The 9,539-nt window shown below is 64.3% G+C and carries 11 protein-coding genes; 4 read left to right on the forward strand and 7 right to left on the reverse strand.

The features are described from left to right. Positions 1-81 precede the first annotated feature (81 nt). Positions 82-696, reverse strand: coding sequence for a GTP cyclohydrolase I FolE (gene folE, locus M3498_15430; protein ID MDQ3460670.1), 615 nt, complete (start codon positions 694-696; stop codon positions 82-84). A gap of 129 nt (positions 697-825) precedes the next feature. On the opposite strand from folE, the gene M3498_15435 reads away from it, so the two are divergent. From M3498_15435 to M3498_15445, 3 genes are all read left to right on the forward strand, one after another. Further along, positions 826-2,028 carry a DHHA1 domain-containing protein gene (locus tag M3498_15435; protein ID MDQ3460671.1) on the forward strand — a complete coding sequence of 401 codons (1,203 nt, stop codon included), beginning with the start codon at positions 826-828 and terminating at the stop codon, positions 2,026-2,028. A 163-nt stretch (positions 2,029-2,191) separates the two neighbouring features. Beyond that, positions 2,192-2,704, forward strand: coding sequence for a DNA starvation/stationary phase protection protein Dps (gene dps, locus M3498_15440; GenBank protein MDQ3460672.1), 513 nt, complete (start codon positions 2,192-2,194; stop codon positions 2,702-2,704). Positions 2,705-2,803: 99 nt separating this feature from the next. Beyond that, positions 2,804-3,169, forward strand: coding sequence for a hypothetical protein (locus tag M3498_15445; protein MDQ3460673.1), 366 nt, complete (start codon positions 2,804-2,806; stop codon positions 3,167-3,169). A 36-nt stretch (positions 3,170-3,205) separates the two neighbouring features. Here the strand turns inward: M3498_15445 and M3498_15450 are convergent, their stop codons facing one another. The 6 genes from M3498_15450 to M3498_15475 form a co-directional block, all read right to left on the reverse strand. After that, positions 3,206-3,499 (reverse strand): (2Fe-2S) ferredoxin domain-containing protein, encoded by a 294-nt coding sequence (locus tag M3498_15450; protein ID MDQ3460674.1) that lies wholly within the window; start codon positions 3,497-3,499, stop codon positions 3,206-3,208. 214 nt (positions 3,500-3,713) lie between these two features. Continuing rightward, a complete protein-coding gene (locus tag M3498_15455; protein MDQ3460675.1) occupies positions 3,714-4,337 on the reverse strand; it encodes an N-acetyltransferase in 624 nt (207 codons plus the stop codon). Further along, entirely contained in the window at positions 4,324-5,712 is a 1,389-nt protein-coding gene (argH, locus tag M3498_15460) for an argininosuccinate lyase (protein MDQ3460676.1), read from the reverse strand. The genes M3498_15455 and argH overlap by 14 nt, the downstream gene beginning before the upstream one ends. 89 nt (positions 5,713-5,801) lie before the next feature. Continuing rightward, positions 5,802-6,302: a GNAT family N-acetyltransferase gene (locus tag M3498_15465; protein ID MDQ3460677.1), complete on the reverse strand. Its 501-nt coding sequence runs from the start codon at positions 6,300-6,302 to the stop codon at positions 5,802-5,804. Between the two features lies 1 nt (position 6,303). Then, positions 6,304-7,551 (reverse strand): argininosuccinate synthase, encoded by a 1,248-nt coding sequence (locus M3498_15470; GenBank protein MDQ3460678.1) that lies wholly within the window; start codon positions 7,549-7,551, stop codon positions 6,304-6,306. Between the two features lie 300 nt (positions 7,552-7,851). Next, the gene (locus M3498_15475; protein ID MDQ3460679.1) at positions 7,852-8,580 is read right to left on the reverse strand and encodes an integron integrase; all 729 of its coding nucleotides are present in this window, start codon (positions 8,578-8,580) and stop codon (positions 7,852-7,854) included. Between the two features lie 329 nt (positions 8,581-8,909). Here M3498_15475 and M3498_15480 point away from each other — a divergent pair, with 329 nt between their 5' ends. After that, positions 8,910-9,458, forward strand: a complete 549-nt coding sequence (locus tag M3498_15480) for a GNAT family N-acetyltransferase (GenBank protein ID MDQ3460680.1) — start codon at positions 8,910-8,912, stop codon at positions 9,456-9,458. Positions 9,459-9,539: the final 81 nt, after the last annotated feature.

Consider the following 9,539-nt stretch of genomic DNA (forward strand, 5'->3'; position numbering starts at 1 on the left):
GGCCATCATCCACCCGGGCGACCTGCCGCGGGTGGCGCAGCTCAGGCCCGGCGAGCGCCTGCGCTTTGTCGCCCTAGCTCGCTAGCGGATGGCCTCGAGAAACTCCTGCCGGGTAATCGCGCTGTCTTTAAAGGCCCCGCGCATCGCGCTGGTAATGGTGCTCGAGCCCTGCTTCTCGACGCCGCGCATCATCATGCAGAGGTGGCTGGCCTCGGTGACCACCGCCACGCCCTTGGGTTTCAAGATGTCTCCCAAGGCGTCCGCGATCTGAGTCGTCATCCGCTCCTGGAGCTGCATGCGCCGGGCGAACACATCCACCACCCGGGCGAACTTGCTGAGGCCCAGGATGGTCCTTTCGGGGATGTAGCCGATATGCGCCTTGCCGAAAAAGGGCAACATGTGGTGCTCGCAGATGCTGTAGAACTCGAGGTTTTTGACCACCACCATCTCCGAGCCCTCGGCCGCAAAGAGCGCGCCGCCCACCACCTCCTCGAGACTCAGGCCGTAGCCGCTGGTCAAGAAGCGCAAGGAGCGCTCGACGCGCTGGGGCGTCCCCCTGAGCCCTTCGCGCGTCACGTCCTCGCCGAGGTGGCGGATGATTTCGCCGACGTGGTCGTCGAAGGTGCAGTCGCCGACCTCGTCGAAGTCGGCTTGGTCGAAGTCGGGCTGGTGGTAGACGAACGGTGATTTCTCCATACTCCCCTTTGCGGCCTGATCGGTCCCGTGCTCGGAAGCGGGTAGCCAAACTCTAGCGGGAAAGCCCGCGCTGGAGCATGCTCCAGCTTACCGACCTGACGCGGATGCTAGACTTGACCCCTTGTGAGTATGGCTACCGAGCGCCTCTACCGAGAGCAGCCCTACCAGACGAGCTTCGAGAGCGAGGTCTTGAAGGTCCGCGAGGCCGAGGACGGCCACTGGATCCTGCTGGGGCGCACACTCTTCTATCCCCGCGCGGGCGGCCAGCCTCACGACCTGGGCACGCTGAAGGGCCGGCGGGTGCTGGACGTCAGGAACGAGGGCGACAGGGTCTGGCATCTCCTCGAGGGCGACCCCTTGCAGGCGGGCGAGACGGTAGCGGGTAAGATCGACTGGCCGCGCCGCTACCGGCACATGCAGCGCCACAGCGGCCAGCACCTCCTGTCCCAGGCCTTCGTGCGGGTGAACCCGGTGTTCGCGACGCAAGCGGTCAGCCTGTCGGGGCCGGTCTGCACGCTCGACCTCGCGGGCGGGCCGGAGGACGAGGACTTGGCGGCCGCCGAGCGTGTGGTCAACGAGGCGGCCTATGCGAACTATCCCATCGAGGCCTTCGAGCTTGCCTCGGAGGACCTCAAAGGCTACTCCCCGCGCCGCTCGCCCCAGGTCGCGGGCCTCGTCAGGCTCGTTGCAATGGGCGATTGGGAGCTGTCGGCCTGCGGCGGCACCCATCTGCGCAGCACCGCCGAGGCCGCGCCCGTCAAGCTCCTGCGCTTGGAGCGCGTCAAAGCAGAGCTGGCGCGGGTACACTTTCGCTGTGGTCTGGAAGCTATAGCGGACTACTCGCTCAAGCACCGCCTCGCCTACGGCCTGGCGACCTCGCTCAGCGTGGGCGTCGAGGAGCTGCCGGAGCGCGTGGCCGCCCTGCAAAGCGAGCTGGGGAAGGTCAGGCACGACCTCGGCGGCGTGCAGAGCAGGCACGCCGCCGAGGTCGCCGTGAGGCTCTTGGCGCAGGCGGAGAAGGGCCGCTATGGCCGGGTCGTCGCCCACACCCTCCCCCCGGAGGACGCCGACCTGCTCAAGCCCCTGGTGCAGGCGCTCGCGCGGGAGGACGACGTGATCGTACTCCTGGCCAGTCCCCAGGCCGGCAGGGCCCAGCTTCTCTTCGCCAGAGGCGAGAGGGTTGAGGCGGACATGAAGGCCCTCCTCGCGCTCGCGCTCCCCTTCGTGGCGGGCCGGGGAGGGGGCAGGGCGGAGTTGGCGCAAGGCAGTGGCAGCCGCCCCGGCGGCACAGCCGAGGCCCTGGCGTATGTCAGAGCGCAGCTGCTCGGCTGACCGGCCTTGCCGAGCGGATTGCAAGCCATCCCGCCGAGTTTTCCCTGGGGGCTGGCTAAAATGGCTCGAGTTCGCCTCGACTTGAAGTTCGAGCAGGCAAGCGTTAGACTCTACTCAGACTTTTCGGAATCATTCCGATTTAGATGATGAAAGGAAGCATACCATGGCACGGACGAAGACAACCGGCACCAAGCACCTCTACAAGACCGAGATCGATCTTTCCCTCGAGGCCCGCCGCGAGCTCACCGACCTCTCCAACCAGCAGCTCGCCGACACCTTCGACCTCTACAGCCAGACGAAGCAGGCCCACTGGAACGTCAAGGGTATCCACTTCTACCAGCTCCACAAGCTCTTCGACGAGCTCGCCGCTTCGGTCGAGCCCTTTGTCGACGTGATCGCCGAGCGGGTCACCTCTTTGGGTGGCGTGGCCCTGGGCACGGCGCGCATGGCCGCCGCCAACTCGACGCTCGCGGAGTTTCCGGCGGAGGCTGCCCAGGGCGAGGAGCACCTCAAGCTGCTCGTTGACCGCTACGCCGCCTACGCGGCCTCGAGCCGCGCCGCCAGCCGCCGCGCCGCCGAGCTGGACGACCCGACCACCGAGGACATGTACATCGAGATCACCCGGGTAGTCGATAAGGACCTCTACTTCCTCGAGTCCCACCTGCAAGGCAAATAAGTATCTGCCCCTCCGGAGGGCTCCTAGGGGCCCTCCGATGGTTTTGCAATCTTGACCAGATCGCTAGACATTGAGATATCTTTCACCTATAGTATGAGCGTGGACGAAGTTTTTTGGACCGAAGCCGGCGACGAGACAAGGACCGCCGGCGAACGCAACAAGCGCAGATACGCACTGATCAACGACCGGCGGCGGGCGCTCTTCGAGCTCGAGCGCCTGGGCCGGGCCGTCGCCGATCACCCCCGCTGGCAGACGGCGGTCACGGCCCGTCCCTGGCTGCTCCATACCCTGGAGGCCCCTGTCGAAGAGCTCACCGGCAACCTCTGCCCCCACGCCGGCCGGGCGACCGCGGCGGACCTGGAGCGCGACGTGAAGCGGCTCTACGGCGGTCTGATCAGGCTGGCGCGGCTCTGGGTCAAGCTCGAGCGCGGGTCCGCAGCGGCCGAACGTTTCGACCTCGGCTAGCCCGTCTCAGCCAGCTTGCCGAGCTGTGGCCGCCCTTTAGCCCCCTTGCCCTTTAGCCCTCTTGGCCAGTTTGGCGGCCAGCTTGCGCGCCGCCTTGGGACTGACCTCGCCCCACCAGCGCGCTCCTTTTGGCCCTTCGGCGGCCACCACGCAGCTCCTGCTGCACTGGCCCAGACAAAAGGAGCGGCTGATGCGGATGTCGTGGGCGCCCAAGCGTCTGACCTCGCCGCGCAAGGCCCTGGCGACCTCCTCGCTGCCCTCCTCGCGGCAGCTCTTGCCGCGGCAGATGAGCACGTGGACGCGGTAGGACCTGGGCTCGAGTTTTTTCACCGACGTTTCACCACCCCAGACGCTAGCACGTCCTCACCCGCGTCTAGGTGATGGGCAGGTGGCGGGGCGCCGCGGCCGCCGAGCGCAAGGTGGGCTGCCGCACGGGGCGAGACATCAGAAGTCGGCGTGCAGGGTAGAGGACGTGGGCGACAGCTGAGCGTCAAGGTAACACGCGCGGTCCAGCCGGCAGCACTAATTCTTCACAGGGCGCCTCTCAGCGGATGCCCGGCGGCACCTGCGCGGGCGGCGGCTCGGGCAGGTTCTTGGGCGTGGGCACGCCGGGAAGCGATTTGACCATGCCGTTCTCGTTGCAGCCCACGAAGAAGGGGCAGCGCAAACACTCCGACCAGACCCTGGGGTGGAGCTCCCTCGTCTTGTCGATGAGCCCAAAGCCGCACCTTTCGAAAAAGCCCACCGAATAGGTCCAGGCAAAGAGCGTGGGGATGCCGATGCGCCGCGCCTCCGCCTCGCAGGCCGCCACCAGCTTCCTGCCCACGCCGCTCCCGGTGACGCCCGGCTTGACGGCGAGCCCGCGCACCTCGGCGATGTCGCCCCAGAGAACGTGCAAGGCGGCGCAGCCCGCGAACTCCGCGCCCTCCTCGCTCTCCAGTTCAGCGACAAAAAAGTCGCGCAGGTTCTCGAAGATGGTCTGCATGGGGCGCACCAGCATCTTGCCCTGCGCGGCCCAGAGGCCGATCAGCGCGAAGACCTCCGGCACGTCCTCGGCTCGAGCGGGGCGGATGGTGAGCTGTCCAGCCGCCTGGGTTGCAGACGACGGCCCGCCCACGTCAGGGGTTGTCTCGGTAATTGTTTTGGTGATTGCCTCAGTGGTTGCCATGATGATCTCCTGATCCGAGCGTCGCTCTCGCCCGCTCGATCTGGCTGCGGACCTGGCCTGCGGCGGTGCCGCCGTAGGACTCGCGCCGGCCGACGACGCTGTCCAACTCGAGCACCCCGTACACGTCCTCTTCGATAAGCGCGCTCGCCCCCTGCATGGTCGCAAGGTCGAGTTCGCCGAGGTCCTTGCCCTCCTCGAGCCCCTGAGCGACCAGCTTGCCGACGACCTCGTGGGCCTCGCGGAAGGGCAGACCCTTGGTGGCCAGGTAGTCGGCGAGGTCGGTGGCGTTGCTGTAGGCCCGGCCCGCGGCGTCGCGGGTCCTCGCCTCGTGGACCTCTAGCCTGGGCAGCATGTCGGCGTAGAGCCGGAGCGCTACCCCCAGGGTGTCGACGGCGTCGAAGACGCCCTCCTTGTCCTCCTGCATGTCCTTGTTGTAGGCGAGCGGCAGGCCCTTCATGACGGTCAGCAGCGCCGTCAGGCTGCCGTAGACGCGGCCCGTCTTGCCGCGCACGAGCTCGCAGACGTCGGGGTTCTTTTTCTGCGGCATGATCGAGCTGCCGGTGGTGTGCGAGTCGGGCAGGCTGACGAACGAGAACTCCTGGCTGGACCAGAGGATGAGCTCTTCGCTGAGCCTCGACAGGTGCATCATGGCGATGCTGGCGACCCCCAGGAACTCGAGCGCGAAGTCGCGGTCGGAGACGGCGTCGAGCGAGTTGGCCGCCGGGCGGTCGAAGCCCAGCAGGCTGGCGGTCCGCGCTCTGTCGATGGGAAAGGTGGTGCCCGCCAGCGCCCCGGCGCCCAGCGGCGAGACGTTGAGGCGCTTGAGCGAATCTTCAAGCCTCTCCTGGTCGCGGCCGAACATCTCATAGTAGGCGAGCAAATGGTGCGAGAAGAGGACGGGCTGGGCGACTTGCAGGTGGGTGTAGCCGGGCATGACGACGCCCAGGTGCCGCTCGGCGCAGTCGACCAGCACCTGCCGCAGCCGCGAAAACAGCCCGATGAGCGCCAGGCTCTCCTCGCGCAGCCACAGGCGAAAATCGGTCGCCACCTGGTCGTTGCGGCTTCTGGCGCTGTGGAGCTTGCCGCCCACCGGCCCGACGCGCTCGGTCAGGGCGCGCTCCAGGTTCATATGCACGTCCTCGAGCTCGACCTTCCACTCGAAGTCGCCCGCGCGGACCTCGTGCTCGAGCGCGTGCAAGCCCTCGACGATGCGCGCTGCCTCGTCCGCGCTCAAGATGCCCGTCTCGCCCAGCATGGTCGCGTGGGCGACCGAACCCTGGATGTCTTGCAGGGCCAGGCGCTTGTCGAAGCTCACCGAGGCATTGAAGCGCAAGACGAGCTCGTCGGTGGACGCCGTAAAGCGCCCGCCCCACATGCGCCCGCCTTGCGGCTTTGAGATATCGTTGCTCACGGATTTTACCTCGATTCGCGACTCGGGGTTCTCTGGCCCCTAGCCCCCAGACCCTAGTCCCTCTTGACCTGCCAGGTGCCGCCCAGGCGCTTGCTCAGGCGCAGGCAGGCGCTGCCGGGCGTGCTCTCCTGGCGGTAACCCATGCGCCGGTAGTAGGCGAGCCCTTCGTCATGCGCGCTGCCCAGCTCGAGCGAGAGCAGCGGGACGTTCTCCTTGATCGCCAGGGCCTCGACCCTGGTCATCAGCCAGCGGCCGAAGCCCTGGCCGCGGTAGCCTTCCAGCGTGGCGAGCCGGTCGAGCCGCCAGCCGCCCCTCTCCTCGCGCCAGCGCAGGGCCGAGACGATCACGCCCTCGGCGCTCTCCATGACCAGGGCGCCGCCGTGCTCGAGCCAGTCCGCGACCGGGGGGGCGGTCACCTCCTGACCTCCGGCCTCGCGGTAGAGCGCGGCGATGGCGGGCGTGTCGGCCAGCCTGGCCACGCGCAAGGCCGCCGCCGAGGGCACCGTCTTCCGCTCGGCCAGTGCCGGGCCTTGTCCCTGGGAAGCCGGCGCCACCTCAAACATCCTGGCCGACCGGCAACTTCTCTTCGACCCGGCCCACCTTCAGTTGCGCCGCTATCTTGAGGCGCAGGGCGTTCAGTTTGATGAAGCCTTCGGCGTCACCCTGCTTGTAGACCTCGTCGCGCTCGAAGGTCGCCACGTCCTGGCGGTAGAGGCTGCTGGCGGCCTGGCGGCCGGTCACGCTGAGGCCGCCCTTGTAGAGCTTGAGCCGGGCGGTGCCCGTCACCGGGCGCTGGAGGTCGTCCATGAGCCGCTGCAGCACCTCGCGCTCGGGCGCGTACCAGAAGCCGTTGTAGACCATGCTGGCGTACTTGGGCACGAGCTCGTCGCGAAGCTGCACCACCTGGCGGTCGAGCGTCAAGGACTCGACGGCCTTGTGGGCGTGGTAGAGGAGCGTCCCGCCGGGCGTCTCGTAGCAGCCACGCGACTTCATGCCGACAAAGCGGTTCTCGACGATGTCGACGCGGCCGACGCCGTGCCTGCCGGCGAGGGCGTTGGCCTCTTCGAGGAGCAGGGCGGGCTCGAGCCTCCTGCCGTTCAGGGCTACCGGATTGCCCGCCTCGAAGTCCACCAGGACACTCTCGGGCTCATCCGGGGCGTCCTCGGGGTCCACGGTGAGCTTCCACATGTCCTTGGGCGGGGCGGCCCAGGGGTCCTCGAGAATGCCGCCCTCGTAGGAGACATGAAAGAGGTTGGCGTCGGTCGAGTAGGGCTTTTCCTTGGTCACCGGCACCTCGATGCCGTGCTCCCGAGCGTAGGCGATGCAGTCCTCGCGGCCGCGCAGCTCCCACTCGCGCCAGGGGGCGATCACCTCGATGTCGGGCGCGAGCGCGTAAGCCGAGAGCTCGAAGCGAACCTGATCGTTGCCCTTGCCGGTGGCGCCGTGGGCGACCGCATCGGCGCCTTCGCGCCGGGCGATGTCGACCATCTCGCGGGCGATCAGCGGCCGCGCGAAGGAGGTGCCCAGCAGGTAATAACTTTCATAGACCGCGCCCGCGCGCAGGACCGGAAAGACGAAGTCCTGGGCGAACTCGCGCTGCAAGTCCACGGCGTAGGCCTTGGCGGCGCCCGTGGCGAGGGCCTTACGCCTCGCCGCCTCGACCTCCTCACCCTGGCCGATATCGGCGGTGAAGGCGATCACCTCGGCGCCGTAGACATCCTTGATCCACTTGAGGATGACCGAGGTGTCGAGGCCGCCCGAGTAGGCGAGAACGACCTTGTTGATGGTTTTACGGTTTGTCATGTTGTCTCCTGGAAGGCTTGGGCATGAAAAAAGCTCGAGCCTGGCTGCCACTGCCGACTCGCGTGCCGTCGGCACGCGAGCTCGCCGCCGGGGCGGCGTCTAAGGTCGGGAGCGGGTGGGAACGAGCTGCATCATCGTTGGGGTGAAGCGAGGTGGCCTTTTACTTATGCAACCGCCGCGATAACCATGAAACTCTAGCACGGGCGGGAGGTGGGGTCAAGAAGCGGTTCAGCGCCACCAGCAGTTCCAAATATACCCTAACTCGAATCAAGCTCTGCGACCTCCTCAAGTTCAAGACCTTCAACCATAAAGCTCAGCAGGTGTAAGCACCCCAGCCGCGCTCATCCCCTCTTTCATAGCGCGTTGAATGGTATTCGGATAGATGTGATGCCGTCCCTGCCGACCGGAGCGAGGGTCAGTAGAACGTCTCTCTGAGGGAAACACGTACTGCCACGCCCATGAACGAACGGCTTGTGGATACTTTCGCGCTAACGCGTGGGGCATTTCGACCTCGCCGCAACCTTCGGCCAAGTCGAGCCCATGCAGGTTGCTCGCGTGCCGCAACTGCTCTTGTAAAGCAGGCACAAGCGCTTCCGGCAGCATGGTGATGCGGTCCTTGTTTGCCTTGCCGTCGCGCACAACGATGCTCAAATCAGCAAACTCGACATCCTTCACCCTGAGCCGCAGCCCTTCAAGGCGCATACCCGTTCCGTAGAGCAGCCTCAGAATCAAACCCCGGACACCGTCAGTATGCTTCAAAATACGTCTCGCCTCGTCGCGCGTTAAGACGCTTGGCAACCTTTTGGGACGCCTGGCCCATTCAACCCCCTCGATAAAGGGTACCTGAAAGCGAAGGACCTCTTGATAGAGAAACAAGGCCGAAAGGGCTAGGTTCTGGGTGGAAGCAGCTACATGCTTGTCACCTGCCAAATGGGTCAGATAGCCACGGATGTCGGCAATGCCCAATTGGCATGGATGTCTTTTGCCGTGAAACCGGCTATCATCAAGGATGTAGTAGGGGTAGGACATCTCTGTACTTGGGCTCAGGTAGCTTCAAGCGAATAACTTGCCTCACCTCATTCATGAAAGGAGAGGTTTTTGGTGAATAACGTTTTTGCGAATGCCTACGAACAAATGGTGCAATATGACACCCCCTATAGTGGCGTTATCCGTCACATGCCGTATAAGCACCTAAACAAAAGTTTTTGTGAAATTCTCAGGGCTAAGAGCCACAATCTGCCGAGGGCAAGGGGAGCAGCCTTCACAATTTCTTTTGCATGGGTACTTAACTCCTAGTTCTGCTGCTCGCGCGCGGCTTGGATGAAGCCTCATCGAAAAATTACTCTATAATGCGTATAATGGAAATACATATCAGAGAAGCCAAACCAAACGATGTGGACGCTCTTTCAGTTTTAGCAAAGCAGACTTACGCGACGGCATTTGGGCATTCAATGGCCTTCGCTGATTTGGAAGCACATCTCAAAAATCATCTCTCACCCGAAAAAATCGGTGAATCGCTCTTGAAGGATGTGTTTCTACTTACCTGCGTTGAAGATGAGATTATCGGGTTTGTGCAATTTGGCGAATCCCACATCGAGCAGGAACACATCGTGAAAACTGCTTCGTTTGTCTTTCATCCCCATGATAAGGAAATTCGCCGCCTTTACGTTTTGGCACCTTATCAGAATCGCGGTATAGGGTCTCAGTTGATGGATACAGCACTCACTCATTCACTCTTGGCAACCAATTCCAATATCTTCCTTGATGTTTGGGAAGACAATGAGCGAGCGCAGCGATTTTACGAGAGATACGGCTTTGAAAAAGTCGCAGAGAAACATTTTTGCGTTGATTCGGGTGTCGAAACGGGTGTGGATTTTGTTATGGTTCGTCGGTCACGCAAGTCATGACAGCAGGAGAAAGTCCACAACAAGCAGCAGAACAAGGCGCTGCACCCGACCGCCTACAGCTTCGTTCGTTCCTCACTACGC

The sequence above is a fragment of the Deinococcota bacterium genome (genome assembly GCA_030858465.1).
GTDB lineage: Bacteria > Deinococcota > Deinococci > Deinococcales > Trueperaceae > JALZLY01.

What these genes read in the sequence shown, in the direction of transcription:
- M3498_15455 (MDQ3460675.1), bottom strand. Translation starts at nt 4,337, where the DNA reads ATGGCAACCACTGAGGCAATCACCAAAACAATTACCGAGACAACCCCT.
- M3498_15475 (MDQ3460679.1), bottom strand. Translation starts at nt 8,580, where the DNA reads ATGTCCTACCCCTACTACATCCTTGATGATAGCCGGTTTCACGGCAAA.
- M3498_15470 (MDQ3460678.1), bottom strand. Translation starts at nt 7,551, where the DNA reads ATGACAAACCGTAAAACCATCAACAAGGTCGTTCTCGCCTACTCGGGC.
- dps (MDQ3460672.1), top strand. Translation starts at nt 2,192, where the DNA reads ATGGCACGGACGAAGACAACCGGCACCAAGCACCTCTACAAGACCGAG.
- argH (MDQ3460676.1), bottom strand. Translation starts at nt 5,712, where the DNA reads ATGTGGGGCGGGCGCTTTACGGCGTCCACCGACGAGCTCGTCTTGCGC.
- folE (MDQ3460670.1), bottom strand. Translation starts at nt 696, where the DNA reads ATGGAGAAATCACCGTTCGTCTACCACCAGCCCGACTTCGACCAAGCC.
- M3498_15435 (MDQ3460671.1), top strand. Translation starts at nt 826, where the DNA reads ATGGCTACCGAGCGCCTCTACCGAGAGCAGCCCTACCAGACGAGCTTC.
- M3498_15480 (MDQ3460680.1), top strand. Translation starts at nt 8,910, where the DNA reads ATGGAAATACATATCAGAGAAGCCAAACCAAACGATGTGGACGCTCTT.